Raw genomic sequence first — 24,443 nt, 5'->3', positions numbered from 1 at the left:
TCTCTTGCGCGTCCCAAAATTGTTCGATCTGGGCACCGAAGGCCGGATTGCCAGAAATGGGCGGCTGCATTTGCTTGAAAACATCCAAAAGCGAGGTCGGGCTATTTGTGTTAAATTTCTTTGTCGGCATCGAAAGTTCCTCCTCATTTCCTGAATGAGTTATTGTGCCAAGTGCGGCGCGCTTTCGCCTAAATACAGATCAATATCCCTTTTTTAGGGATCTTCGGCCTAAGCTGCGACGGGACTCTCGCATTTTCTCCGTCATCGGTTCCTAGCAAGCAGGGTTGGGGTTAGAGTAGTCTAGACAAGATCTTAACGCTTGGTTTTCTATGCACATTGCCGGCTTTCTGATTACCCTCGGTGTGCTCTTCCTTGCCGGATTGGCCGCCGACCAACTCGGCCGGGCCACGCATCTTCCTCGTGTTACAACCTTACTTTTCCTTGGCTTGATCGCAGGGAATGCCGGAATGGGATTGATCCCACTCGACGTTGCAATGTGGTTCGATGAGGTATCCATCGTTGCATTGACGATGGTCGCATTTCTTCTTGGAGGATCATTGACCCGCGAGAACCTGGTTCGGCATGGCCGAGCCATTCTGACGATTTCGATTTCAACCGTGGTTGCAACCCTTGTTATTGTGTCTGCTGGACTGGCCGCAATTGGCGTGCCCTTCGGGTTGGCGCTGGTGCTGGCGGCAATTGCTACGGCTACAGCTCCGGCCGCCATGACAGACGTGATCAAACAATCTGGGGTGTCCAACAGCTTCACCGAGACATTAAAGGGCATAGTCGCAATTGATGACGCTTGGGGTCTGATCGTATTCAGTATCGCCCTGGTTCTGGCCGGTCATTCGGATGGTTGGGCCACCATCACGACCACAGCGATGTGGGATTTCGGAGGGGCTATTTTGTTGGGTTCCGCACTAGGCGTGCCATCCGCTTACCTGACCGGTCGCTTGAAACCGGGAGAGCCAATGCAGGCAGAAGCAGTGGGCATAGTCTTTCTGACAGCGGGCCTCGCGCTTTGGCTGGAGGTTTCATTCTTGGTAGCAGGCATGGTTGCGGGCGCAGTTATCGGGAATCTCGCCCGCCATCACGAGCGTGCTTTCCATGAGATCGAGCACATTCAGTGGCCATTCATGATCCTGTTCTTCCTGTTGGCTGGCGCCACGTTGGATATTGAAGCCTTCGGCTTGATGGGCTGGGCTGGTGCTCTTTTCCTATTCTTGCGCGCCGTCGCCCGCCTCGTCGGGGGTTATTACGGAGCGAGACTTGGCGGCCTGCCTAGCCGTCAGACCCGCTGGTACGGTCCAGCTTTGTTACCACAGGCCGGTGTCGCGGTAGGAATGGCCCTTGTCGCCGGAGAGCAATTTCCACATTGGGCCGCGTCGATCATGGCCTTTACTCTAGTCAGTACTGTGGCCTTCGAGGTGTTGGGGCCGCCGTTGACTCTCATGTCAATCAGACGAACGGCTGACACGGATGACCAGATTGGTCAGTGACTATTCAGACTGGATCGATTCAAGAAAGGCGAGCAAATTCGCCAACGGCAGACCTACCATCATAGGTTGCCCATTGGGCAAAGCCACCGCGATTTGTTGGTCTGTCTCAAACACCGCGCCAAAGATTGGCATTTCGCCACCATATGCAAACCTCGCGGATCGCATCTACACGCATCATTCCCTGGCCGACAAGCACATCAACTTGCCGCAGCTTCTTAACTATTTCTTCCGGCTTATGTCTCTTGTTCGCCATTCTCGGCCCTCCGTTTCTCAGACGTAACGGTGGTCCAAATAAAATGTGGCACTCCAGTTGCTTAGGTGTGTTGGCATCAGGTTCAAAATGGCCACCAAGGCACTCGTCGCGAGTCCTCAAATTTTTAAAGCCTGAACCAGAGTATTAGTCAATTTCGCTCAACAGCCACTCAGCCCGTTTGACACTCTCGTGCGCTGTTCCGAGTTTTCGAACCAGTCTGGCTTTCCTGTCAGAATTCTTCTCCAAATTAATTTCGGCTTCAAGATCTGCCACCTTCTTGCGCAGCTTTTTGAGTACCTTTTGAACATGGCTGGATTTAATTTTCTCCGCTTTGCCTGCCTCAAGACGCGAGTTGTACTCGACCATTTTTTCGGCAAGTTTTTTCAATCCCATCTTAATACCCCCCGCAGATCGTCGCACAATTTCAGCATGCTATTTGCTTTCTACGACTTTACTGTGATGTTTTTCGGATTCTTCTTCCTTAGAGAGCGCATCGGTTTCAATCTTATACTCACCGAGTTCTTCTTCTTCTAAAGCCAACAAACGTTCGACTTCGGCCATGGCGCTGTCTCGTTCGATGTAAAAGGTTCTCGCTGCTTCGATCAGCTTACGCATCGCGCTATAGGCATAATCCGAGTCGTTGAGAAATGAAGTTGCGGCATCGGGAGTGAGTTGGTTTTTTCGAATGAGCTGTTCTACACGGCGCGCAGCGGTCCGAGCATCTTCTTCTATTTGCGCACGTTCCTGATCAAGCCAGAGCGCACTACGCTCACCCGGTTCTGCTTCTTCAAGTTTTTGAATCTCAATGAGTATTCTGGCAATTTCAGTACGGAGGTCATCATACAGTTCGGTTGCACTCCCGGAAAACCGTACAGTGTGACGCAAGATATTCTTTCGCAGGTGTTTGACCGACTTAACCGCTTGAACGATGTCGCCAGCGACATCTCTCAGGGCATAAACTCGTTCCGCTACATCTGGTTCGACACGTTTTTCCCCGACGCGCGTCGAGAATTCGACAATGGCGGAATAGAGTGTCTTGATCTTGCGCCGGTAGCTTTCCTCAATATCCATGTCGGTAGGTGTTCGACTGCTTCGAACCACCTCTGCAACGCTGTTCGCGCTAAGCACATCCTTCCTATGCAGATTCAGGCCATGCAAGATCAACGTCATCGCGTTTTCGTATAGGTGCATGACCTCCTTTCGAAGTGCAATCTCAAGAGTTTGTGGGAAATCATCGGCCGCATCGTTCAGGTAACGCGGTTGACTAACATCCGGGATTGGTTCGATAATACTGCGTTCTAGAAAGGAGATCAGCCCCCGCATCAATGGTAACATGAGCAAGACGCCGAGCACGTTAAAGATAGTATGGAACACTGCCAACTTCAGAGCAAAATCTTCCGCACCGATACCCACGGCACCACTGATCATGTCAACCATCTCACGTAGCGGGACTATGAAAACCAAAGCTACCGCCGCAGTTATTGTATTGAAGATCAGGTGCGCCAATGCCAGTCGCTTGCCCTGAAAATTGGCGCTGATCGAGCCAATAATCGCCGTAATCGTGGTTCCAATATTAGCCCCGATCGCGAGAGCCAGCGCGTTTTCATAGCTAATTTGTGAAGCGGCAAGCGCAGTGAGAGTAAGCACCATCGTCGCGTGGCTCGACTGCATAATCACGGTTGCGGCAGTCCCCAACAAACAATAGACCACCAGCCCCCAAAATCCCGACAAAGCAAATCGCATTAGATCGACCTGGTCCTTGAACGCGTCGAAACCCTCTTTCATGTAATGAATGCCTAGGAACAGAAAACCCAGTCCGCCAAGAGCGTAACCAATCCCACGGAGCACCTTCGGCTTCTGAAACACAAGGATTATGCTAAGGCCGATAATTGGCATGGCATAGGTTGCGATATTCACCTTCAATCCTAGCCCGGCAACCAACCACGCACCCGTCGTCGTTCCGATATTGGCCCCAAAGATTATGCCCACCCCACCGACCAGAGAAATCAGGTCAGCACTTAAAAATGAAATCGTTATGACCGAAACCAGTGAACTGGACTGCAACAACGCAGTAGAGACGAAACCGAATAAGAGAGATCGCGAAACGGATTTTGTCGCCCGCTGAAGCATTCGTTCTAGTGTTCCGCCTCCAAGTAGCTTGAAACCGTCTTCAAGCATAAGCATGCCAAACAAAAAGATAGCGATCCCAGCTGCAACCACCTGCGCGTCAGGACTTACCCAAAAGGCAATTAGTAGCGCGCCAATTGCGACCGGTAGGTAGTACTTGATCATTCAATCAATCCAAATTTTTGGATCGCAAAAACACCGCATGGCGCGAATTTCGACCTCCAGGAAGACCGCACACTAACCTCAACCAACGTTCGTGCAGCGCCAAGATTCTCAGCAGATACCACATCCCAAACCCGGGCGCTTTCTGATCTCGATATTTCTACTACCGCAACGTACATGTCTCATTGATTCAAATCATGGCGTAGGAACTCTACTTGCTCAAATGTTTGGACTGACTTGCTACATGACACCGATGGACCAAACATGTTGAGAACTGAAAGAGTAGAAAAAGCAGTTCGCCTATGGCGTTTACTGAATTGGCGCTTGTTTCAAGCACCAATCAGTTGTTTTTTTCGACGCGCGTATACCGGCACATTCGGCCGTGAGCTTAAAGCGATGACAGTTCTTTATACTGCTACGCCAATCATTTGGCCAAATCTCCCTTTCGCCGTTCCCCGAATTTGTCGATACCCGACGAAATGGAAATTTATCGAAAGCCGTAAACTAGCATCTGGCCTACACCCGCGATACAAAAGGCGAGCAGAAGCCAGAGGACCCTTGTCTTGAACGAGTCCGATGGCGTGGCGAAGAAATGGCGCGAGCCCAGCCAAATGCCCGCCAGCATCACGGGTATTGCCGCCAGAATTAGCCAGAACGTAATTGTTTCAAAGTGGCCGGCGGCGAAAAGCAACCCTCCTGTAATCAGATCTACGAAGAAGAGATAGGCGATAAGCGTTGCCCGCATCGCTGTTGACTCAATAGTCGAGGAGGTGAAGAACAAAGCCAATACAAGACCGCTCAGCGCGGTCGCCCCATTTGCCGCCCCGGCGATAAGGCCAGCCAGAACCAACCTCGGCATCGTAATGGATACAGGCCGGGAAGCAGACAAGAGCAGCAACCCCGTTGAGGCAAACACCACACCGTAGACAATCATCCGCAGTGTACTTTCCGCGACATAGGACAGTAGAAAAATACCGGCTGGCGCACCAATCAGGCTGGCGCCAAGAAGAATGCCGAGATAACGGCGGTTGATATCAGGCAGGATACGCGGCGCCTGACTACTGGACGCGAGAATTTCAAGCGCAATGGACAATGGCACGAGTTGTGAAGCGGGAATGACCGGGAGCAAGCCCACCATCAGAATAGTCGAGAACCCAAACCCCGAATAACCCCGAGCAAAAGAGGCTGCGAAGATAACAACTCCGGCCAGCACAATGGTCAAGAAAGACGCATCCGGGGCAAAATCACTAATCATGCTGCCCACTGGAAAGACCGGCCTTGCCGCGGTTCTTTATGCGATCTTGCACGCGGTTAGATATGCAGGTCCGTGCATTAGGTGACAATCGGATATTCGGGGAGGCCTTCAAAATGTGCTTCCAGTCGGTCGAAACGATGCACAAGTCTATCATTGAAGATGTAAAAGGCCATAAGGACCTGATGTAGTCCTAACAAACCATGGTACGTACATAATCGCGCGCGCACTGACCTTGCCCGAAACGTTAAAGATCGGTTTAGATGAGTCCATATTGCGCGCTTTGATTTGAGTCATTGTCTTCCCCCAGATCTCCCCGCCAGACTTTCTGTGGGAGGATGTAGCAATGAGCACCATCCGGAAATCACCCGAAGAGCGCGCCGCTGCGTGTTGGCAACCAACCTCGGATGCCCTAGAGCAGCCGACACACGACCTTGGCCGCGAACTTCTCACAGGTTTGCCAGATGGCTCGATCAACATCGGGTTTGAAGCTGTCGATCGCCACGTAGCTCAGGGGCATGGAGACTATACTGCCCTGATATGGCTATCCAAGGACGGAGCGCAGCAAACGCTCAGCTATAGCGATCTCGCAGCCATGTCGTCGCGATTTGCAAATCTGCTCTATGACCACGGACAACAAAAAGGAGACCGCGTCTTTGTCGCGATGGGGCGCCGGCCTGAGCTTTATGCTGCAGCCCTTGGCACTTTAAAGGCCGGGATGGTCTTTACGCCACTCTTTGCCGCCTTTGGGCCGGAACCCCTGAGAACCAGGATGGAAATCGGCGATGCCAATGTTCTGGTCACGACTAAGTCACTCTACAAACGCAAAATCGCATCGTGGCGTCAGGAAATGACGTCGCTGCGTCTGGTCCTCATCGTTGGCGACGAAGCTCCTGATGATTGCGTCGCTCTGGCCCCGGCATTGCAAGAGGCCTCGACAGAATTTCTGGCGGTCCATACACAGACGGAAGACCCGGCATTGATTCATTTTACCTCGGGTACCACCGGGAGGCCAAAAGGTGCGGTTCACGTGCATGGCGCAGTTCAGCACCACGCGCTCTCCGGTCGTTACGCACTCGAACTGCAGCCCGGCGTGACCTACTGGTGCACCGCTGACCCGGGCTGGGTCACCGGAACGACCTACGGAATTATCTCACCACTGGTGAACCGCGTGACGATGATTGTGGACGAGGCAGAGTTCAATCTCGAACGCTGGTATGGGATCGTTGAAAGGGAACGCGTTGAGGTCTGGTATTCAGCCCCAACAGCCATCCGCATGATGATGCGCGCTGGCAGTGAGGTCGCACGCGGGTACGACTTCAGCGCTCTGCAGTTTCTTGCAAGCGTCGGTGAGCCTCTGAACGCCGAAGCCGTGGTCTGGTCCAACGAGGTATTCGGTCGACCGTTCCACGACAATTGGTGGCAGACAGAAACCGGCGGCATCATGATTGCCAATACTAGAGCGCATGACATCAAGCCTGGATCGATGGGCAGACCCCTGCCTGGCGTTGTTGTCGGCATTGTGGAACCAGACAACGGGGGCTTGCGAGAATTACCGGATGGCGAGATCGGAGAGCTTGCTCTGCGACCGGGTTGGCCCTCGATGATGCGGGACTATCTTCACGAACAGGCGCGGTACGAAAAATGCTTTAATGATGGCTGGTACTTGTCAGGCGATCTCGCGATGCGGGACAGTGATGGGTATTTCTGGTTCGTCGGTCGAGCCGATGACCTAATCAAAACGTCGGGCCATCTGGTCGGCCCCTTCGAGGTTGAAAGTGCGCTGATTGAGCATGAAGCCATCGCCGAGGCCGCTGTGATTGGTATTCCAGACGAGACTGCGGGCGAAATCGTCAAAGCCTTCGTGACCCTGAATCCCGGCCAAACCGAGGATGAGGAGCTAGAGCGCGACATTCGCGGCCTTGCCCGCAAACGGCTTGGAGCGGCTGTGGCCCCCCGCGAGATCGTTTTCCGAAATGCCCTGCCCAAGACCCGCTCTGGCAAGATCATGCGCCGCCTTTTGAAGGCGCGCGAACTTGGTCTGCCAGAAGGTGACATCTCTACATTGGAGACGGACGAGAAATGACCACAAGCAAACCAAGACTGGACCGCGACCATGTGAAACGCTTGCTGAGTGACATGATCCGTATCCGACGTTTCGAAGACAAATGTGCGGAGCTATACACTCAGGAAAAAATTCGCGGCTTCCTGCACCTCTATGATGGAGAGGAAGCGATTGCCGCTGGGATTATCCCGCTCTTGTCGGACAAAGATCGCGTCGTCGCCACGTACCGAGAGCACGGACATGCGCTGATGCGCGGCGTCTCAATGTCCTCGGTCATGGCCGAGATGTATGGCAAGACCCAAGGCTGCTCGGGCGGACGCGGAGGTTCGATGCACCTGTTTGACGCCGCCACGAACTTCTATGGCGGCAATGCCATTGTCGGTGGCGGTCTCCCTTTGGCTGCGGGGCTGGCTCTAGCCGAACGGATGCGCGGCGACACAGGCGTGACGGCCTGCTTCTTTGGCGAAGGCGCCGTGGCCGAGGGCGAGTTTCACGAGACTCTTAACCTCGCGGCACTGTGGCGGCTACCTGTTCTTTTTGTTTGCGAAAACAATGGCTACGCAATGGGGACGGCTCTGGCGCGCTCCGAGTCTGAGACCGATGTCAGCCGCAAGGCCGCCGCTTATGGGCTCGAGGCGCGTGTGGTCGATGGTATGGACATTGTCGCGGTCGAAGTGGCCGCAACACAGGCGCTGCAGGAAATCCGCGAAACGGGAAAGCCAGTATTTCTTGAATGTAGAACTTACCGTTTCCGGGCGCATTCGATGTTTGATGCCCAACTTTACCGACCAAAGGACGAAGTTGAGGAATGGCGTAATAAGGGGCCAATTCTGCGCTTCCAGTCATGGCTCTTAGAAAATGGGCTGATCCACGAAGAAGAAATCCGGGAGTTCGAAAAGCAAGCTGATGCTGAAATCGACGAAGCCGTCGCTTTTTCCGAGGCCGGCACCTGGGAGCCTGTGTCGTCGTTAACTAAGGACGTAATGGCGCCATCCGCGACAACTGTTGAGGCCTCTTCCCCTACCGGTGAGCTGGTCGAGACCACCTATCGTGAAGCCATTAGGGCCGCGATTTCCGACGCCATGGCTCGCGACCCCCGTGTCTTCCTCATGGGCGAGGACGTCGGTGCATATGGCGGATGCTATGCCGTCTCCAAAGGTCTGATGGACAAATTCGGCGCGGACAGGGTGCGTGACACGCCGCTCTCCGAGTCAGGCTTCACCGGGGCTGGGATCGGGGCTGCATGTGCCGGGATGCGCCCCGTAGTTGAACTGATGACCGTCAACTTCAGCCTTTTGGCCCTCGACCAGATTTTGAACACCGCAGCCACCCTCCGGCACATGTCCGGAGGGCAGTTCGGCGTACCGATGGTCATCCGTATGGCAACCGGGGCGGGCAAGCAACTCGCGGCCCAGCATTCCCATAGCCTTGAAGGATGGTACGCCCATATTCCGGGACTTAAGGTCCTCGCGCCTGCGACGCTGGGAGATGCGCGCGGCATGCTTTGGACCGCTCTGCAGGATCCCGATCCAGTCCTTATCTTCGAAAATGTTGTGCTCTACAATCTGAGCGGTCAAATTGACTCGGGCGCAGGCCCTGTCGACATTTCCCGCGCGGCTATTCGCAGGCCGGGCAAAGACCTAACGCTGATTACCTATGGCGGGTCGCTCCACAAGACATTAGAGGCGGCAAATTCGCTAGCCTTAGAAGGGATTGGCGCTGAAGTCATCGACCTGCGCTCGCTACGTCCGCTTGACGACGAAACAATCATGGGATCGGTTGCCCGGACGCGCCGCGCCGTCATTGTTGACGAAGGATGGCGCAGCGGCTCGCTGGCAGCTGAAATCTCGGCCCGGATCACCGAACAGGTCTTTTGGACGCTCGATGCCCCAGTTGAAAGGGTGTGTTCGGAAGAAGTTCCGATCCCTTACCCGAAACATATGGAAGACGCCTCGATACCACAGGTTCCTGCGATTGTCGCGGCGGCCAAGAGTGTGATGGGGCAAAGCTGACATGAGTATTTTTCGGATGCCCTCGCTAGGTGCAGATATGGAGGCCGGTACGTTGGTCGAGTGGCTGATTCAGCCAGGGGACGAGGTGCACCGGGGGGATGTCGTCGCCGTGGTAGAGACACAGAAAGGCGCCATAGAAATCGAGAGCTTTGAAGCCGGGGGCGTCTCAGAATTACTGGCGCAAGTCGGTCAAACCGTTCCCGTGGGAGAACCGCTAGCCCGTATAGGAGAGGACGCGCCGGAAGCGCCAGCGGTTTTGCCAGACCCGTCCGACACTGCGCTTCCAGGCATCCCATCTCATGGCCCTGATGCACAAAAGGTCTCGGCCACGCCACCCAGACCGGCGGCGGTTATGGCAGCCAGCCCGGCGGCCCGCGTTGCAGCACGGCATGCTGGCCTCAAGCTGTCTGAACTCCGAGGCAGCGGCCCGGATGGGGCAGTTGTTTTGGCCGATGTTGAGATCTTCGCGAAAAACGCGGCCAGTTCCAAACAAGCCACAGACGGCCTATCCGAAATGCGCAAGGCGGTTGCCGCAGCGATGACGCGCGCAAAGCAGGAAATTCCACATTTCTACGTCTCACACACGATTGAAACTCAGGGCCTGTCTGAATGGCTGGCCGCACGCAACAAGGACCGGCCCCCGGCAGAACGGATATTGCTCGGCGCGGCCATCGTGAAGGCCGCCGCCCTCGCAGCGCAGACCGTCAAATCGCTGAACGGTCATGTTGTGAATGGAGCATTTGTCCCCTGTAACAAGATCAATACAGGAGTCGCCATCGCCCTCCGTGGCGGCGGACTGGTCGCCCCAGCGCTCTTCAACGCAGACCGTATGTCCCTTGAGGAGGTCATGGAAGGGATGCGTGATCTGGTGACCCGTGCTCGATCTGGACGATTGCGTAGTTCAGAACTGACCAGCGGAACGTTCACAATTTCCAGCCTTGGTGAGAGTGGTGCCGACAGTATGACGGGAGTGATCTTCCCTCCTCAGGTTGTCCTCTTGGCGGTCGGCGCCCCACAAATCCGCCCTTGGGTGGATGGGGAGAAAGTTGCCCCCCGTGAGGTCACGAACTTTGTGCTCTCTGCAGACCACCGCGTCTGCGACGGCAGGCAGGCCTCAAAATTCCTTACAGTGTTGGCCGAAAAGCTTTCGAGACCGGAGGAACTATGAACGACAGTGAGATTAGACAGGCCTTTCTGGAGGAAATCCACAAAATCGCGCCGGACATAAAACCGGCGGATGTGTCTGATGATGACCATCTGCAAGATGATCTGGAGCTCGACTCGATGGATATTCTGAACCTTGTGACAGCCCTGCACGCGCGCTTAGGCGTGTCGATACCTGAGACCGACTATGCCCAGATCGAAACGCCAACCAAGGCGCTTAAGTACTTCGCTTCTAGACGCGGGCAATGATTCAAAACGCCAATTACGTTGAAGCAAAGCGGAAATCGTCGACACGGCAAATTCTGATGTGGGATGCGCATTCACTTCTCTCTAAATTTAGTGCTTTTCCAAGGTGAATGTCGAGGCAGTGAGCGATGTGATTATTCCTCCCACGTAGTGAAGGTCCGACGGCCGAAATGCCAACTGCTGTAACTGCGTTAAAGTCTGCTTTGGGCTCGAAGCGGACAGTCGGCAAATTTGGTGGAGCGTCTGCTTCGCGGACGAAGCCGCCATTAGCTGCACGGCGGCGCCCGAAGGCCTAGTGAGCGTTTGCTTTCTGTTCGAAACTGGTTTGCATCGTAGTTGTACAATGTGACTGGAAGGTCCGCTTTTGGACCTGAACTGTAAGCTGAAACAGCAGCAGGAATATTGTTCCAAGCCCAGTTTGCAGGATCAGAGCGCGACAGTGCCTGAGTGGTTAGAGACGCACGGTGTGGAAGCGCCCGTGCATCCATTGCCTAGGGAACCAGAATTGGATGGACCGCCCGGTCACTTGTAGGGGCTGCGAACCTTCTAGTCGTCTAAGTCTGTCGCTTCAGCCTTTTGGAATACTATCAATGTCACAAATAGCCCACCAATCAGCAACATGTGAGCCGCTGCGGTAACGCCGAATACGAAGTAGCTTCCAACTATAAGCGAGAAAATCGCACTCCACATCCAAGCCAACATTTGCATCAACAAATGCGCAGTGGACAAAGATTGGTTCCTAAGTGGGTTTTTGGTTTCATCCATTACCGAAGCCCATGCCGATTTTATGTTGAAACTACTATCCATGGTTTTTCTCCCAGATCTAACTGAAACTGAACCCACGGACCCGACAAAATAAACTTAATAAGCGCTCCGCCATTTGGCAAAACGATAAGGCAAAACGCCGGTCATCCGTGGTTGGTAGTAATTAAAATACGCACAGATTGCTCCGCCGGACCAAAAAAACTCGCGCTGCCAGTTCTGGAGGGGACGAGGCAACACGGCTGTGTTCGGTAGTAGACAAATACGTAGGTTCCCTGGGCCAGAAAAAAACCTGCGCTACCGAGGGGGTCATCGGAAGTGGAATTTCCTAATTTTACCCGTGAAAACAAAAAGGACCACGTTCCGTAAACAATCATTTAATATTGTTCCTTAAAGGGAAACAAAATCAGTTGGAACCGGTCTTTAAGTACATTTGGTCCTATCAACTTCATACCCAGCGGTGGGAGTGCTGGGCTGTATCAGGAAATGGGCACTTCTAATCAGAGATTAAATTCGGTTGAGTGATAGTCTGCCAGCGATCGCGGAGACTATCACAACAGCTTTGTATGACCCAGGATAAAAATCGCGCAGGTCCCACATCCTATTACCGACCGCGATCGCCACCACGATTGGAGACTTGGCCGTCAGCAAGACCAACGGCACTAGCGCTGCCTTCATTGCCCCAGCCGCCGGTTCCACCACCGCTTACAACGGAGGCTGTACCTCTGCCTTTACCGCCAAGGTCCCGGCCCAATGTTGCACCACCACCCGACACTGCTGCTGCCATCGACTGCGCGAGATCACTATTTCCGTTTCCAGTATTCCCCTGGCCTGGCCCAGCGAATGCAACAGGCGCAGTCAGCAGCATCGAGACAGTTGCACCGACAAAAAACTTAGTCATGTTACTCACTCCCTTTATACTTGAGTAATAATGTTACGTGAGTGCTTGGCGATCAGATCAATCCCTGTCCCTATGATCTCGCCTTGCGCGCGCATTTTTTGTCCAAAAGTCAAAGTCCGCTTTGGGCTCGACTCGGTCATCTGACTATTTTTATCAGATGACGGCTTTTCTGCGTTAAGCGGTCATTCTTCCACTGGACTTGTGAGCCAAACAGAGCGGTACTGTCCATGTTGCGACGTACCCAATGTTGCGCCGCGCCTTTTCCGCCCGGGTCTCCGGGCTCTCCTCGGTAGCAGGGTCACTTTCAGCCTGCGTGAACCAAAAGGAGAAGGCCAAATGACACGATCGCCGAAACCCAAAACCAAGAAAGCGCGGCTCATTCAGATGCTCAGCCGCAAGGCCGGGGCAGATGTTGCCACGATCAGCGAAAAACTCGACTGGCAGATGCACACGACGCGGGCGGCGCTGACTGGGCTGCGCAAGGCGGGCTACGAGGTTTTGGGCGCGAAGCCAGATGAGGGCAAGCCCAAGCGCTATCGGATCTTGGCGATGCCCGCCCAAACTGGTGTGACTTCAACAGCCGAAAAGTCTGATGCCCGGTAAGCCGGATCCGGATCGACCGCTGGCGATTGCCGCGTGGGAGGAGGCTTTTCGGTCTCCTCCACCGCCGTATTTGTCGGTGGCGTTCCTGCGCAAGGCAGTAGCTTATGACGCGCAGTGCCGCTCTTCGGGCGGTCTGCCGGCGGCGACACGGCGCAAGCTGCGACAAATCGCAGAAGGCAAGCCGATTCCTACCACCCCAGCCAGTTCATCAGAACATGGAACGACAGCAGGCACTTGGGGCTAAATCCTCCGAGAAATGCCCCCGTTTATGCCTCAGTGGTTTTGGGTGTTCTGACGCCCTTTGACCTCTCCTCTTTCCTAACCTCTAGCAGGGGTTCTATGGGGGTGGGGAATAGGTATAAGTAATGAATAGAAACCGGAGGATAGAGAGACCCGAGTATCCTCCTTCCTGATCCATAATACACAGAGGGAGGAGGAGGTTATGGGGGAGATAGAGAACCCATGGCACTCGCTCCCGATCGACGTTCACCGCTGGTCGGACCATCCAGAGGTGGCAGAGTTGATCGACCGCATCTTGGACGGCCAGCGCTGAATGGGGTTGGAGAGGCATCTAGGCATGTCAGGTTCGAGCCCAAAAGTGCAAGATGCTGCGTTCGGCTCGGGTGGCAGCGACCCGCAGTTTTCTGACTTTACGAGGCAAAGACCGCTGGGCATTGCGGATCGGCACGACCGGCCCGATAGCGGCCATTCGACGGTCCGCAGCGGGTGGGGATTTGCGCTAAAGGTCCGCCCCGAACCAGTCAGTACCTGCCGGGATACATACTCATCATACTTTGGACATCGGCATCGCTGGAGAAGGCGTCCGGGTTGCGTGAAAGAACTTCCCTGATGAATTCCCGCCGGGACCGGGCGTCATCGGGCTGCGTTTCCTCAGTGCGGGGGCGCAGGGCGAAGTTGAATACACGCTGGATGAAGCTAGGAGCCTTTTGAAGCGGCGGGACTGTGCGGGTGCTGGTCATGAATGCATTCATCTCTCGGGCCTTTTCTGCTGCTGCGAAGGTTCTCCCACTGTAGTGGCTGCGGGATTTTCGGGTATCGGCCGCGGCGATGTGCTATTCTACAAAAATGAAGAGCGCATTCCGGAGCTGGTCAGAAATCAGGGTCTTTCTTGCCGTCGTGCGCGCGGGGTCCACCTTGGCTGCCTCGCCCCAGCTCGGCATGGCTCAGCCAACTGTTGCGCGCCGCATTGAGGCGCTTGAGCATGAGCTTGGCATAACCTTGTTCGAGCGGGACACGCGCGGCTTCCGGCCGACGGAAACAGCACGAGCAATCCTGCAGAAGGCGGAAGAAATCGAAGCGGCGGCGATTTGCCTGGCCGAGACAGTCGAAACGTTGCGCAGCACCAGGCCGATCCGGATCACGGCCTATTCCGGCAACTTCTCGCCCCGGGTCGCAACGATCTTCAACGAGTTCTCTTTACTCCGCCCCGATGTCAGCTTCGAATTCCTGCCCAGCGTCGAAGTCCTGGATCTATCGGCTGGCGAAGCGGATATAGCACTGCGCGTGACAAGAAGCCCTCCCCATCCAGACCTCATCTGCCGCAAGATCAGCACCGCGCGTTACGCGCTTTTCGGATCCCATTCATACGCCGAAAAACACGGGTTGCCGACCTCGGTCGAAGACTTGTTCAACCATACGTTTGTCAGCTTCCTACGTGAAGGCGTGCCGTCAGCCTTTCACGATTGGCTGATCCGCTATGCGGAACCTGATCAGATCAGGCAAACCTATTCCGAGCTGGATCTGATGCATGCCGCCATCCGGTCGGGTCATGGCCTTGGCATCATAAACGTGAAACTTGCCGAAAGCGATGACACGCTCATTCAATGCTTCGCGCCGCTCGAGGAGATGAACTCGGAGCATTTGATGCTGATTGCGCCAGAGGCTTATCGTCGCCCCGAAGTAAAGGCCTTCGCGAAATTCTTCGCGCCCCGCTATGCTGCCATTTTCAGGTAGAAGCTTCCCGTGAAACCGGAATAATGAATTGCGGCGGTCAACCACACTGATTGGGTTTTCATCCGCACACCGACTGTCTATGAATTGCGCCCCGAGCGACCGCTCTCCGGCTAACCAGCCTACGCTCCCTTAAACGGAAATTCCCGTTGGTCGCGTCCGCTTCCGGCTAACTGCGGTTATAAACTCAACCGAGGCAGACGACCGCTCAGTCCGCATTTCGGTCGTTCGCCTAACCTCCTCCTTCCTCTATGTATTATGGATCAGAAAGGAGGATACTCGGGTCTCTCTATCCTCCGGTTTCTATTCATTACTTATACCTATTCCCCACCCCCATAGAACCCCTGCTAGAGGTTGGGTGACAGGGGTAGTCTGGGTGCAGCTGGGTCGAAAGAACACCCGAAACCACTGGGGCATAAACGGGGGCATTTTCCGTAGCAAACGGGTGCCACGGGTATCGAAGTAACGATGTTCTGATGAACTGGCTGGGGTGGTAGGAATCCTTGCCGGCCGATGAAACCTATGGGCTTTTCAGCGAAGCCCGAGAAACTGGGGCGGTTTCGGGGGCATTTCTGACCGCTAGAGTGACCGTTCACTGGCGCTGACGACCCGCTGACGAGTCGTTCCGGGGGCTGACGGGTGGTTGCTGGTGTTGGCGGTTCGGGGGTGTGGACGTTCGATCCTAGTGCTGCGAATGACTGATGGGAGCCCTTCTTGTGCATCAATCTTCAACAAAAACCGAAGGTCTAAGGTAGTGGATGACGCAGAACCTTGATGACATCGTCGCCCACACGAACAAACCGTCGATCTCGCCGTGTCATTACCTGCCCGTCGAAAGGAGATAATATTTCTTGACCTTTCGTACTTGGTTCGGAGACGACTACCGCAAGTCGCTGTCCTTCCTTGACCCAATCACCGACATCAACGTCGTAAAGAACAGCACCAGCCTCCGGCGTCGAGATTAGAACAGCTTCATCAACATCACCGACAATCGGGTCATTTGGATTGATGTCAGCAATCTCATCGACAATGGCCCCAAGTTCGACCAAATACCTGTAAATACCGTCTGCGTCCTGGTGGGCCAATTCAGGTGTAACATCCATCATTCCACGTAGTTCTATTGTCGCTGCGAAACGTTTGTCTTCCTCGCGGTTTTCTGCTGCCCATCGCCTCCCCACGGCGAGATCGAAGGAAACGGGATCATCATTGGCGTCAGTCAGAATAACGCTCGCCTGCATTGCCCGGGCAAGGCGGAGACCTTCGTTCAGCTGACGCTCAGGAACGTAAAGATAAATCGGTCCCTCATCATCGCAATGAAGGTCCAGCACGACATCCGCTGCTACGGCCATTTCAATCAGGGTTGCTTTCAGGCGATCAGCAGCGGGCTTGCACGACATTTCCTCCAACGTCCCGGTTGGAAATGATCGGTTGAAGTTAACTCTGCCGTAGAGGTCAAAGCGTCCCAGTGTTTCTCCGTACACGCCTTGAGCAAGTCCAATCGGGTTGGCGTAGGGTACCAGCGTAACGTTTCCGGCCAAACGCCCACTTCCTTCGGCTTCCGCAATGCGAGGGATCAGCCGGTCAATTGCGACAACGCCTGGCATCTCATTGGCGTGAAGTGCGGCCTGTATGTAAACGGACGGGTTACCCTCTGAGCCTTGGAACTTGACGATACGTAGTGAAAGCGTTTGCCCGGGTGTGTCCGACTCTATCGTGATATAATCGATGTCCATAATGGCCGATCATAACTCGTGCTCAGACAACTATTGAATACATTTTCTTGCCGGGATGCCCGAAGCGCGAACGTCGGGCTTGTCCGTACACCGGTCGTTAAAAAGAGTCTTCTGGATGACCGCACTGAGCCCATAGCGAAACACTTAGTCACTCTGCCCGTAGAGGCCCGATTATAAGTACGATTATACTGACATTGCGGCACGAATAGAAATCTTCGCTGTTGATAATCAATCCGCAGGAGACCGATATGAGAGAACTCGACCTTCAGCACTTACGCGAGACAATCCGGATTGCAAAAGAAAGTCGTCAGGCTGGCAATCACCCTTTCGGTGCGACACTGGTTGATCCCAACGGAGATGTCCTCATCCGCTCCGGCAACAGCTACAAAGATTATAAGGGGGTAGGCCACGCCGAATTGAATGTCGCACGAGAGGCGAGCCGTCTTTATGATTCTGAATTCCTTGAAAAATGTACACTATATTCTTCGGTAGAACCTTGCTGCATGTGCGCGGGAGCTTGCTATTGGGCGGGGATCGGAACAGTCGTCTATGGTATGACCGAAAAGCGTTTGGCTGTCTTGACAGGTGACAATCAGGAAAACCTGACACTGGATATGCCCTGTGAGGCCGTCTTCAGCGTCGGTCAGCGCCACGTTGAAACCCGTGGGCCCTTCTCTGAAATCGAGGATGAAGTTGCCGAGGGGCACAGAGGCTTTTGGCAATAGAAGGCCATCTTCCAATCAAAGTAAAAAAGCTGATAATCAAAAAGGTGGGGCGTCCCGGAACAACGTCCATTACGTCCGCATTACGTTCATTCCGCCACCTACGACCAACATCGACTTCGGCAAAAAAAGAAAATAAAGCAGAGATCCCCCGGCAACCCGCTAAGGGCCGCCGAGGGCTCTGTCTATGAAGGTGGTCTTCGGTTAACGACATAGTCAGCCAACCACTGCCAGTAGGCTTCAGCGTCACGGAACCCCTGAGCCCGAGCAGCAAGATCTTCCGCTGCCTTACGGGTGCAACCGCCATCGTATTCGGCGATAGCAGCCCGTTCCTCAAACGCATCAATGTCCGGGAAGCTCATACCGGAAGCCGTATCTGATCGACGATGGACCGACGCTGCTCGTCACTGATCCCTGCCGAGTAGATGCCGTAGGTAATCCCGTTCTCCGACCGTGCCGACTTGTGCCCGACCAGAGAGGCTGTGAAGTGCTCAGGAACACCCGTTCGCTCGCACTGGGTAATGAACCACTTCCTGGTCGAGTGAAACACCAGTCCCGGTCGCTCCAGACCCAGCCGCCGTCTCAGTCTCGCGAAGCCCTTAGTGACATGTGCCACGGTCAGGTCGGGGAACAGAGGACCAGATGATGGTAGCTGCCGGAACATCTCATCCAGCACCGGGTGAACCGGGACCAGTCGTTCAGCGGCGTCAGTCTTCAGCAGTCTCAGTTCATTGGGTTGAACATGAATGAAGCAGCCGAGGTTGCCTTTGGTCACGAGGTCTTCCCGGAGCAGCCCGACCGCTTCCCCCGCGCGCAGTCCTGTCAACAGGCAGGTCAGCAGAACCGGATGCAGGTCCCGGTCCTTGGCTCCCAGCAGCCGCACGACTTCCTCGTCAGTCGGCACCGCATAGGGTTGAGGACGTACTTTCCGATCGAACGGCACCGTCCGGAAAGGGTTGACCTCCAGATGCCCCTCATAGACCACCCAGTCGAGGAAGTGATTAACCTGCGACCAGATACGCCGCTGGGTTCTGGCCTTAATAGTTACCGTTCCCCGAGACGAGTACGCGACCAACTGGTCCAGGCTCAGCCCGCGTGTCCTCTCTGACTTACCGATCATTGGAGACAGTTGGGCTATCGCTGACAGAAACTCTCGCCCCTCCGCCCGCGTCAGGCTGCAAACCGATCGGTCGCCGTACCGGCTCGTGAACAACCCGACGGAGTATCGGACCGATTTGAACCCGCTGGGTCGTAGTTCATTACTACGCCGGGAGAGATAGGCGCGGCTCAGGTCCCGGATCACTACCTTTACCGGTGCGGCTGGTCGGGTGAAGGCAGGACCGTCCAGAACTGTCCCGGAGCCCTCCAGAGTGGCCCGGAGACGCACGAGAGACGACTCTGGCTGGTCGAGCCAATCAGGACCGTCAGCGGTGCTCTCTGTGGCAGACAGGGCGTCCTCTGCCTGGCCACGGACTTGCTCCACCAGTGTCTCGAAGCGCGCATTGACTTCAGCGGCACGGACGCGGGCGGTGTTGCGATCCCCGGTCTTCAGGCTCTGCTTCAGCGCCTGAGCGCCCAGCGCGAGAGCCACGTCAACAGGATAGTTGCGTCTGAACAACCACGTATGGCCCTTCAGATAGGCATAGCGAATGTGAGCAGACATGAGTCTCCTCCTTTCAGTGTTGATTGTTAGGGATTGCCGTTAGGCGTCAGGGACGAGCCGGACGATCATCTCCCGATCTGGTTCGCCGTAGGCACCAGCCAGTGGGCCGGTCACAGCAAAGCCGGTCACGCAGTCTTCAAACACCTCGTCCACGCGGAACAGGTGTTCAGGGACGTCATCGAAGGCCCGGACAACCACGACGTCACCGGGGTTCAGTTCCAGCTCAGTCATCGTCGGACCTCCACGTCCAGAGGACCGCCAGCAGAACCAGCGCCGAGACAGCGGGATGAGACCGAGACACCACCCAGAGCATCGTCGTCAGGACGGCCTTGGGCGGTGGGTGCAAAAGAAAACCCCCGACGAGAACGCCGAGGGCAGACAGGTACTTCATGGATCATACTCCTGCAGTTGCTTCTTTATTTAGATGCAGGAGGTTCCTCGGTTTTGACGGGCGCGGACGTTCAGATTCATAGTGGGAATGGCCGAGTTGCGGACTAAGCCGACCTCGGACTTTCCTCCGATTGTACAGTCTAGTCGTGATTGTGTCCTAGGAAGTGGGACATTGGTTCTCGTCCGTGGTCGACGTCCTCGTTCCCGTGGATTGCCCGAGCATAAACAATCTCGCCACCCAGAACCGTGTGCGTCACCAGCGTGTCACCAACGTCCGTTACTGGAATTTCAAAGAGGTTTTGATCAAGCACGATCATATCAGCAAACTTGCCCGGTTCTATACTACCGATCTTGTCTTCCGCGCCAAGAATTTTGGCGCCATTGATCGTTGTTACCGCAATCGCCTGTTCAAGGGTGATCGCTTCGTCAGGGTTAAGTGCCCCCATCTCGGGCATGTCAGGGTTGATCCGAGTGACAAACCCTTCGATGGCGGGAAACGGGTTGGGTGTAGGTTGAGCAGTCAGCCAGTCCGAACCATGACCAACAACTATACCTGCATCAATGGCTGAGCGGACTTTGAACATGCTGTTGTAACGGTCGTCGCCAATCTGTTGCGGGTAAGAACCTTCGACTCCAGGATGGGGATAGGGTATGTGCGGCGAGAAATCCATTTCCACGTTCTGGAGTGCCGCAAGGCGGGTGATGTCGTCCTTTGTTATCATCCAGTTATGCGCGACCTTATGTTTGGTTCCGGTTTCGCCATTGGCTTCCTTCATCGCTTCCAACGCGTCGATGACACGCCGGATTGAACCTTCACCAATGGAATGGATATGCAGGCCGACACCCATCTTGTCGAACTTGATGAAATCATCCCGATACTGCTCGTAGTTCAAAAGCGTGTCGCCAAGAAAACCCGAACCGTCCTCGTAAGGTTCAATCAGCAGCGAGGTGCGCGCGCCGGGGCTGCCATCGGAAAAGATTTTGACATAGTCGGGATAAACCAGTTCGGTTTGGTAGTTCGCTCGGTTCTGTATCTGGCTTTCGATGTCTTCCAGAGTATATGCAAGATTCAGAGTGGTGCGCCAATCCCAGCTAACAAAGACACGCTGGTGCAGATAGCCTTCTCGTTCAAGCAACTTTAATGCCTCAAGTGGAGCGCGGTGTCCTTCTGCGGTTTGCTGTGAAGTGATGCCGTAAGACAAGAACATGTCGAATATGTCGTAGATCGGTTCAGCATATTCCTCGGCGCTCGCTTGTGGAATCACCAGCTCGATCAGTTGCATCCCCAACTCGCGCAAAGTGCCGGTGGGTTCCCCAGAATCGGGGTCTTTGACTATGACCACAGCACTGTCTGACGGAGTGTCCTTGTCGATGCCCGCCAACTCTAAGGCCTTTGAGTTAACCCAGAATGTGTGCCCAGTCTGATCCAAAAGTGCAACCGGACGATCCGGGATGATTTCATCCAGGAGTTCCTTGCGGGGTGCGTCATTCTCGAAAAGCCCCAAATGCCATTGTCCTGCCAATATCCACTCCTTGTCGGGATTTGCGTCGGCATAGGCTTTTACTTCGGCAAGGATTGCGACAACATTGTCGGGCTGGGACAGTGACAAATTCATGTCGCCATACCAAGGCGTGATAAATGGATGCGAGTGCAGATCAACGGTTCCGGGCATTACGAAGGCTCCGTCCAGATCGATAACCTTGACGCTTTCACCTGCGACGGCCATTGCATCATCGTTTGAACCGACGACGACAAACTTGTCACCGGAAATCGCAACCGCTTCAACCCAAGGCTGATAGGCGTTCACAGTATATATTTTGCCGTTGGTGTAGACGGTGTCGGCTGATTGAGCCGAAGTGGGACTGGCCTCGGGCGCCGCATGTGAGGTTTGACCGGCTGCCATAAACGCCAGCGCGGCAGAGTTGGCCAGGATGGATTTACAAAGCTGGATCATCTGTTCTACTCCCCGGTGATTGTCGTATTTCTTTGGGCAGGCTACGTCGTGTTAGAATGGTAGGTTCGTACAGTCCTTGGAAATCATCGTGGTTTCTAACGCTGCCATCGTCCCCTTCAGTTCTGCGTATTCCTGAGTCATCGGACCATCGCCATATTTGAATCCGCCCAATTGAACCCCGGTAACAGCCCAGATATTGGTGAGCGCTTCATCCTGATCGGCGCGCCGCTTGAGTTCGGTTTCCATTTGCTGTGCAATGCTCTGCGCTCTGCGGTATTCAGCGCTGAGCTGATTGCAGGAGTATGGAGCGTATCGTTGAGCCGAAACGTCGGCTGCCTGGACCGCCACCGGCTGGGTAGCATTACATCCGGCCAGCAGAGTAGCTGAAAGGCCGAGACCAACAAGGACTTTGAAATTACGTGTTCGTGTGTTCATGTAACGGAGCTTCTTGTTGATTAGCTGTGGATTTTCCAAAGTTTGCCTTTTCACTCATGGTGTGGCTAGGTGTGACTAACACCCTATTTTGCGTTTTGGGGCATGGAATGAGTAGGAACAGAACTGCTGATCCATACAATTGCATTAGGCCAGGCAGGAGGGAGGTCCTGATACAGCTGGACGCAGTGTGCCGCTCTGAGCACTTCCGGGATTCGCCACAACTTGTAAGAGTTCTGAGATTCCTCGTGGATACTGAACTTGGTGGCAAAGACATGACCCCGTCATCCAAAGACATTGCATTGAACGTGTTCGGCAAAGGGAGCGAGTTCAGAAGTAAGAGTGATTCAAGTGTCCGCGTTGCGTGCAAAAGGCTGAGAAACAGGCTCTCATTCTACAATGCCCAGGTCAAACCAAAGATACTCATTTTGCTGAGTCCCGGCAGTAATCGCCCGGTGTTTCGGTTCAACCAACTGAGTTTTTGTAGCACGAAAGAGGCACTTTTCCTTGCAGATTGGTATCAGGGGGTCGCGAGCAAACCTGCCTATCACCTTGCGATGTCGAAAATTAGTTTGGCTCTGGAACATGCCCCTGAAAACGCAGAGCTGTTGGCGGCTTCGGCGGATTTGACTCTTGACGGCTACAAGCATGGTTACCAGCGTGGGGCCGATCAACTGGAAGAGGCAGTTCGTCTTGCTGATTTAGCTTATGCTATCGATAAGACCTGTGCCAAAGTGCTCCTTTCGAGAGCCATGATCTCCCTTGAACTTGGACAGTTGGCGGAAGTTCGCAAATGTGGCCAGTCCATGCTCGCGCTGGACGATGATAAGTCAAAGCAATTCGGAATGTGGATGTGTGACGTCGTTTCGGAAACCCCGGGAGAACTTTACGAAGAACGCTCTGCGGTATGCGGAACCAACGTGCCAGGCTGGTTGCACCACACTAAGTTTCTTTCGGCCTATAGCGCCGAGGATTACGAAACCGCACTGGCAGAAGCTATCGCCTTCGGAATGAATGAGTTCTTTTGGGGTGCGGTTGAGCGCGCTGCTGCCCTCGGGCAGTTGGGTTTACTGTATGCTGCTGCAACCGAATTGGAGCGCGCTTTAGAACTGAATCCTGACCTATCTGGAAACCTAGACCGCTATCTGAGAAGCTACGTGCCACACCAAGATGTTCGAATGCACATTCTGGAGGGCGTCGAAAGAGTTTCACTAAAGGTATAATAGTGCAGTAGGTCTGGTCATCACCATTAACAGATCGTGGTTTTCCGCTTTGGCTAAGTCATTGATAAAAAATGACATAAATAGCGTCAGAAGAAGTATCTTCCGCATCACGACTACCTCCCCGATGATAGTAGAATTGTAACCGGGAATGAGACAGGCGGCAATGTTGGCTCCGGGCTCCCATCAGTCATTCGCAGCACTAGGATTGAACGTCCGCCCCCCACCCGCCAGCACCAGTGACCACCCGTCAGCCCCCGAAACCACTCGTCAGCGGTCCAGTCCTACGGACGCCGTCAGCACTAGAGAACGGCCTCTCCAGCGGTCAGAAATGCCCCGTGCTGACCCGCTGACGCTCCATTCCGCCCGTCGCTTCACTCAGTAAAATGCCCCCGAAACCGCCCCAGTTCCGGCCACCGGCTGGAAAAGTTGATAGGTTTCATCGGTCGGCAAGGATTCCTACCACCCCAGCCAGTTCATCGGAACATGGAACGAGACTAGGCACTTGGGGCCAAACCCTCCGAGAAATGCCCCCGTTTATGCCCCAGTGGTTTCGGGTGGTACGGGTGTTGAGGGTGGGACCCCAGAGGTCGTTGAAGGCCCATACCACGGCCCCTCAAACAAGCCAAACTTTAAAAAGCTTAAGAAATTGCATATAATCTGCTGCATTGTACCAATCGATGGTCTCGTTCACGGGGCGTGTCATGGGGGGGCCAAAAGGAAATAATTCTCACGAGAATGCCGGCGAATGGCATGCTTCAATGTCGGTCGCCTTGGCGCTTGGGCTTGGTTTCTTCGTTCTCACTTCAGTTGCAGGCGTATTGGGTGTGGGGCTGCTTGTTGGCTATCGAAATACCTCAGAGCTGCTGACCCAGAAGGCTCAACTTATTATTGGCACACAACGACGACAGGTCGAGCGTTATCTGTCTGCAGCTGCAGATCAAATCGACTTCATTGCGGGCAGGATTTCCTCGGGGGAAGTTGAACCGGAGGGTTCTGAAGAGTTCGTTAGCCTTTTGCTTGGCGCGGTTTCAGCTACCCCCCAGATTCTTCGGATACAGTTTATCGACAGACAGCAAATCCTGACAGGGGTTGAACGTATTGAAGACGAGACACTACCCATATTCGTAAAGCTTGGAGACGATATCGACCTGCGCCACCTCATCGACAAAGTAATCAAAACTGGAGAAGCTAACTGGGGTAAAATACTCTGGCGTGGCTCTGTTGCACAAATCGGCTGAACGCCGAGGTTCCCCTTTCCCCGAACGGACTTATCCCACAGCTCCCGTGACGGGTATGCCGAGCGCG

Annotated in this window: 24 protein-coding genes; 11 read left to right on the top strand and 13 right to left on the bottom strand. The window is 54.5% G+C overall.

Annotated elements, in window-relative coordinates; all coding sequences use genetic code 11:
• Nucleotides 1-329: 329 nt before the first annotated feature.
• Nucleotides 330-1,502 carry a cation:proton antiporter domain-containing protein gene (locus tag ACR0FE_RS23115; RefSeq protein WP_170682558.1) on the top strand — a complete coding sequence of 391 codons (1,173 nt, stop codon included), beginning with the start codon at nucleotides 330-332 and terminating at the stop codon, nucleotides 1,500-1,502.
• 106 nt (nucleotides 1,503-1,608) lie between these two features.
• Here ACR0FE_RS23115 and ACR0FE_RS23110 read toward each other — a convergent pair whose 3' ends face one another.
• From ACR0FE_RS23110 to ACR0FE_RS23095, 4 genes are all read right to left on the bottom strand, one after another.
• Nucleotides 1,609-1,755 carry a hypothetical protein gene (locus ACR0FE_RS23110; RefSeq protein WP_170617449.1) on the bottom strand — a complete coding sequence of 49 codons (147 nt, stop codon included), beginning with the start codon at nucleotides 1,753-1,755 and terminating at the stop codon, nucleotides 1,609-1,611.
• Nucleotides 1,756-1,899: 144 nt separating this feature from the next.
• The gene (locus ACR0FE_RS23105; protein ID WP_170617451.1) at nucleotides 1,900-2,148 is read right to left on the bottom strand and encodes a hypothetical protein; all 249 of its coding nucleotides are present in this window, start codon (nucleotides 2,146-2,148) and stop codon (nucleotides 1,900-1,902) included.
• A gap of 39 nt (nucleotides 2,149-2,187) precedes the next feature.
• Nucleotides 2,188-4,047 (bottom strand): Na/Pi symporter, encoded by a 1,860-nt coding sequence (locus tag ACR0FE_RS23100; protein ID WP_170617453.1) that lies wholly within the window; start codon nucleotides 4,045-4,047, stop codon nucleotides 2,188-2,190.
• A gap of 484 nt (nucleotides 4,048-4,531) precedes the next feature.
• Entirely contained in the window at nucleotides 4,532-5,257 is a 726-nt protein-coding gene (locus ACR0FE_RS23095) for a TSUP family transporter (RefSeq protein WP_480915492.1), read from the bottom strand.
• Nucleotides 5,258-5,642: 385 nt separating this feature from the next.
• On the opposite strand from ACR0FE_RS23095, the gene acsA reads away from it, so the two are divergent.
• The 4 genes from acsA to ACR0FE_RS23075 are packed head-to-tail and all read left to right on the top strand — an operon-like array spanning nucleotide 5,643 to nucleotide 10,786.
• Nucleotides 5,643-7,382, top strand: coding sequence for an acetate--CoA ligase (gene acsA / locus ACR0FE_RS23090; protein WP_170617457.1), 1,740 nt, complete (start codon nucleotides 5,643-5,645; stop codon nucleotides 7,380-7,382).
• The gene (gene pdhA, locus ACR0FE_RS23085; protein WP_170617459.1) at nucleotides 7,379-9,373 is read left to right on the top strand and encodes a pyruvate dehydrogenase (acetyl-transferring) E1 component subunit alpha; all 1,995 of its coding nucleotides are present in this window, start codon (nucleotides 7,379-7,381) and stop codon (nucleotides 9,371-9,373) included. Before acsA ends, pdhA begins: the two co-directional genes overlap by 4 nt.
• A 1-nt stretch (nucleotide 9,374) precedes the next feature.
• Complete coding sequence (locus ACR0FE_RS23080; protein ID WP_170619902.1) at nucleotides 9,375-10,541, top strand: dihydrolipoamide acetyltransferase family protein; 1,167 nt, start codon at nucleotides 9,375-9,377, stop codon at nucleotides 10,539-10,541.
• Nucleotides 10,538-10,786, top strand: coding sequence for an acyl carrier protein (locus tag ACR0FE_RS23075; protein WP_170485688.1), 249 nt, complete (start codon nucleotides 10,538-10,540; stop codon nucleotides 10,784-10,786). Before ACR0FE_RS23080 ends, ACR0FE_RS23075 begins: the two co-directional genes overlap by 4 nt.
• 543 nt (nucleotides 10,787-11,329) lie before the next feature.
• On the opposite strand, the gene ACR0FE_RS23070 is transcribed toward ACR0FE_RS23075, so the two are convergent.
• Both ACR0FE_RS23070 and ACR0FE_RS23065 read right to left on the bottom strand, forming a co-directional pair.
• Nucleotides 11,330-11,590, bottom strand: a complete 261-nt coding sequence (locus ACR0FE_RS23070) for a hypothetical protein (RefSeq protein ID WP_480713949.1) — start codon at nucleotides 11,588-11,590, stop codon at nucleotides 11,330-11,332.
• 559 nt (nucleotides 11,591-12,149) lie between these two features.
• Nucleotides 12,150-12,446 carry a hypothetical protein gene (locus tag ACR0FE_RS23065; RefSeq protein WP_170615118.1) on the bottom strand — a complete coding sequence of 99 codons (297 nt, stop codon included), beginning with the start codon at nucleotides 12,444-12,446 and terminating at the stop codon, nucleotides 12,150-12,152.
• Nucleotides 12,447-12,782: 336 nt separating this feature from the next.
• Between ACR0FE_RS23065 and ACR0FE_RS23060 the strand changes: the two genes are divergently transcribed.
• The 3 genes from ACR0FE_RS23060 (at nucleotide 12,783) to ACR0FE_RS23050 (ending at nucleotide 15,023) form a co-directional block, all read left to right on the top strand.
• Nucleotides 12,783-13,049 (top strand): DUF3489 domain-containing protein, encoded by a 267-nt coding sequence (locus ACR0FE_RS23060; protein ID WP_480915491.1) that lies wholly within the window; start codon nucleotides 12,783-12,785, stop codon nucleotides 13,047-13,049.
• A complete protein-coding gene (locus tag ACR0FE_RS23055; protein WP_480915490.1) occupies nucleotides 13,039-13,293 on the top strand; it encodes a DUF2924 domain-containing protein in 255 nt (84 codons plus the stop codon). The genes ACR0FE_RS23060 and ACR0FE_RS23055 overlap by 11 nt, the downstream gene beginning before the upstream one ends.
• Before the next feature lie 824 nt (nucleotides 13,294-14,117).
• On the top strand, nucleotides 14,118-15,023 hold the full coding sequence (locus ACR0FE_RS23050; RefSeq protein WP_480594061.1) for a LysR family transcriptional regulator: 906 nt from the start codon (nucleotides 14,118-14,120) through the stop codon (nucleotides 15,021-15,023).
• A 743-nt stretch (nucleotides 15,024-15,766) separates the two neighbouring features.
• On the opposite strand, the gene ACR0FE_RS23045 is transcribed toward ACR0FE_RS23050, so the two are convergent.
• Entirely contained in the window at nucleotides 15,767-16,753 is a 987-nt protein-coding gene (locus ACR0FE_RS23045) for a M14 family metallopeptidase (RefSeq protein WP_170619919.1), read from the bottom strand.
• A gap of 248 nt (nucleotides 16,754-17,001) precedes the next feature.
• On the opposite strand from ACR0FE_RS23045, the gene ACR0FE_RS23040 reads away from it, so the two are divergent.
• The gene (locus ACR0FE_RS23040; RefSeq protein ID WP_170619917.1) at nucleotides 17,002-17,478 is read left to right on the top strand and encodes a nucleoside deaminase; all 477 of its coding nucleotides are present in this window, start codon (nucleotides 17,002-17,004) and stop codon (nucleotides 17,476-17,478) included.
• A 182-nt stretch (nucleotides 17,479-17,660) separates the two neighbouring features.
• On the opposite strand, the gene ACR0FE_RS23035 is transcribed toward ACR0FE_RS23040, so the two are convergent.
• The 6 genes from ACR0FE_RS23035 to ACR0FE_RS23010 form a co-directional block, all read right to left on the bottom strand.
• A complete protein-coding gene (locus tag ACR0FE_RS23035; protein WP_170619915.1) occupies nucleotides 17,661-17,837 on the bottom strand; it encodes a hypothetical protein in 177 nt (58 codons plus the stop codon).
• Complete coding sequence (locus ACR0FE_RS23030) at nucleotides 17,834-19,138, bottom strand: DUF6538 domain-containing protein (protein ID WP_480915489.1); 1,305 nt, start codon at nucleotides 19,136-19,138, stop codon at nucleotides 17,834-17,836. Before ACR0FE_RS23030 ends, ACR0FE_RS23035 begins: the two co-directional genes overlap by 4 nt.
• A gap of 39 nt (nucleotides 19,139-19,177) precedes the next feature.
• Entirely contained in the window at nucleotides 19,178-19,369 is a 192-nt protein-coding gene (locus ACR0FE_RS23025) for a hypothetical protein (RefSeq protein WP_170817447.1), read from the bottom strand.
• On the bottom strand, nucleotides 19,362-19,529 hold the full coding sequence (locus tag ACR0FE_RS23020; RefSeq protein WP_170484287.1) for a hypothetical protein: 168 nt from the start codon (nucleotides 19,527-19,529) through the stop codon (nucleotides 19,362-19,364). The genes ACR0FE_RS23025 and ACR0FE_RS23020 overlap by 8 nt, the downstream gene beginning before the upstream one ends.
• A gap of 139 nt (nucleotides 19,530-19,668) precedes the next feature.
• Nucleotides 19,669-21,483: an amidohydrolase gene (locus ACR0FE_RS23015; RefSeq protein ID WP_170617624.1), complete on the bottom strand. Its 1,815-nt coding sequence runs from the start codon at nucleotides 21,481-21,483 to the stop codon at nucleotides 19,669-19,671.
• Between the two features lie 51 nt (nucleotides 21,484-21,534).
• Entirely contained in the window at nucleotides 21,535-21,918 is a 384-nt protein-coding gene (locus tag ACR0FE_RS23010; RefSeq protein ID WP_170619928.1) for a hypothetical protein, read from the bottom strand.
• A 245-nt stretch (nucleotides 21,919-22,163) separates the two neighbouring features.
• On the opposite strand from ACR0FE_RS23010, the gene ACR0FE_RS23005 reads away from it, so the two are divergent.
• The gene (locus ACR0FE_RS23005; protein ID WP_170617620.1) at nucleotides 22,164-23,138 is read left to right on the top strand and encodes a hypothetical protein; all 975 of its coding nucleotides are present in this window, start codon (nucleotides 22,164-22,166) and stop codon (nucleotides 23,136-23,138) included.
• A 701-nt stretch (nucleotides 23,139-23,839) separates the two neighbouring features.
• Complete coding sequence (locus ACR0FE_RS23000) at nucleotides 23,840-24,376, top strand: hypothetical protein (protein ID WP_480915488.1); 537 nt, start codon at nucleotides 23,840-23,842, stop codon at nucleotides 24,374-24,376.
• The last annotated feature ends 67 nt before the right edge of the window (nucleotides 24,377-24,443 follow it).

It is taken from the genome of Ruegeria sp. K7 (assembly GCF_056531785.1).
This window is presented reverse-complemented; position numbering and strand designations above follow the sequence as displayed.

What these genes read in the sequence shown, in the direction of transcription:
- ACR0FE_RS23115 (WP_170682558.1), top strand. Translation starts at nt 330, where the DNA reads ATGCACATTGCCGGCTTTCTGATTACCCTCGGTGTGCTCTTCCTTGCC.
- ACR0FE_RS23110 (WP_170617449.1), bottom strand. Translation starts at nt 1,755, where the DNA reads ATGGCGAACAAGAGACATAAGCCGGAAGAAATAGTTAAGAAGCTGCGG.
- ACR0FE_RS23105 (WP_170617451.1), bottom strand. Translation starts at nt 2,148, where the DNA reads ATGGGATTGAAAAAACTTGCCGAAAAAATGGTCGAGTACAACTCGCGT.
- ACR0FE_RS23100 (WP_170617453.1), bottom strand. Translation starts at nt 4,047, where the DNA reads ATGATCAAGTACTACCTACCGGTCGCAATTGGCGCGCTACTAATTGCC.
- acsA (WP_170617457.1), top strand. Translation starts at nt 5,643, where the DNA reads ATGAGCACCATCCGGAAATCACCCGAAGAGCGCGCCGCTGCGTGTTGG.
- pdhA (WP_170617459.1), top strand. Translation starts at nt 7,379, where the DNA reads ATGACCACAAGCAAACCAAGACTGGACCGCGACCATGTGAAACGCTTG.
- ACR0FE_RS23080 (WP_170619902.1), top strand. Translation starts at nt 9,375, where the DNA reads ATGAGTATTTTTCGGATGCCCTCGCTAGGTGCAGATATGGAGGCCGGT.
- ACR0FE_RS23075 (WP_170485688.1), top strand. Translation starts at nt 10,538, where the DNA reads ATGAACGACAGTGAGATTAGACAGGCCTTTCTGGAGGAAATCCACAAA.
- ACR0FE_RS23070 (WP_480713949.1), bottom strand. Translation starts at nt 11,590, where the DNA reads ATGGATAGTAGTTTCAACATAAAATCGGCATGGGCTTCGGTAATGGAT.
- ACR0FE_RS23065 (WP_170615118.1), bottom strand. Translation starts at nt 12,446, where the DNA reads ATGACTAAGTTTTTTGTCGGTGCAACTGTCTCGATGCTGCTGACTGCG.
- ACR0FE_RS23060 (WP_480915491.1), top strand. Translation starts at nt 12,783, where the DNA reads ATGACACGATCGCCGAAACCCAAAACCAAGAAAGCGCGGCTCATTCAG.
- ACR0FE_RS23055 (WP_480915490.1), top strand. Translation starts at nt 13,039, where the DNA reads ATGCCCGGTAAGCCGGATCCGGATCGACCGCTGGCGATTGCCGCGTGG.
- ACR0FE_RS23050 (WP_480594061.1), top strand. Translation starts at nt 14,118, where the DNA reads ATGTGCTATTCTACAAAAATGAAGAGCGCATTCCGGAGCTGGTCAGAA.
- ACR0FE_RS23045 (WP_170619919.1), bottom strand. Translation starts at nt 16,753, where the DNA reads ATGGACATCGATTATATCACGATAGAGTCGGACACACCCGGGCAAACG.
- ACR0FE_RS23040 (WP_170619917.1), top strand. Translation starts at nt 17,002, where the DNA reads ATGAGAGAACTCGACCTTCAGCACTTACGCGAGACAATCCGGATTGCA.
- ACR0FE_RS23035 (WP_170619915.1), bottom strand. Translation starts at nt 17,837, where the DNA reads ATGAGCTTCCCGGACATTGATGCGTTTGAGGAACGGGCTGCTATCGCC.
- ACR0FE_RS23030 (WP_480915489.1), bottom strand. Translation starts at nt 19,138, where the DNA reads ATGTCTGCTCACATTCGCTATGCCTATCTGAAGGGCCATACGTGGTTG.
- ACR0FE_RS23025 (WP_170817447.1), bottom strand. Translation starts at nt 19,369, where the DNA reads ATGACTGAGCTGGAACTGAACCCCGGTGACGTCGTGGTTGTCCGGGCC.
- ACR0FE_RS23020 (WP_170484287.1), bottom strand. Translation starts at nt 19,529, where the DNA reads ATGAAGTACCTGTCTGCCCTCGGCGTTCTCGTCGGGGGTTTTCTTTTG.
- ACR0FE_RS23015 (WP_170617624.1), bottom strand. Translation starts at nt 21,483, where the DNA reads ATGATCCAGCTTTGTAAATCCATCCTGGCCAACTCTGCCGCGCTGGCG.
- ACR0FE_RS23010 (WP_170619928.1), bottom strand. Translation starts at nt 21,918, where the DNA reads ATGAACACACGAACACGTAATTTCAAAGTCCTTGTTGGTCTCGGCCTT.
- ACR0FE_RS23000 (WP_480915488.1), top strand. Translation starts at nt 23,840, where the DNA reads ATGGGGGGGCCAAAAGGAAATAATTCTCACGAGAATGCCGGCGAATGG.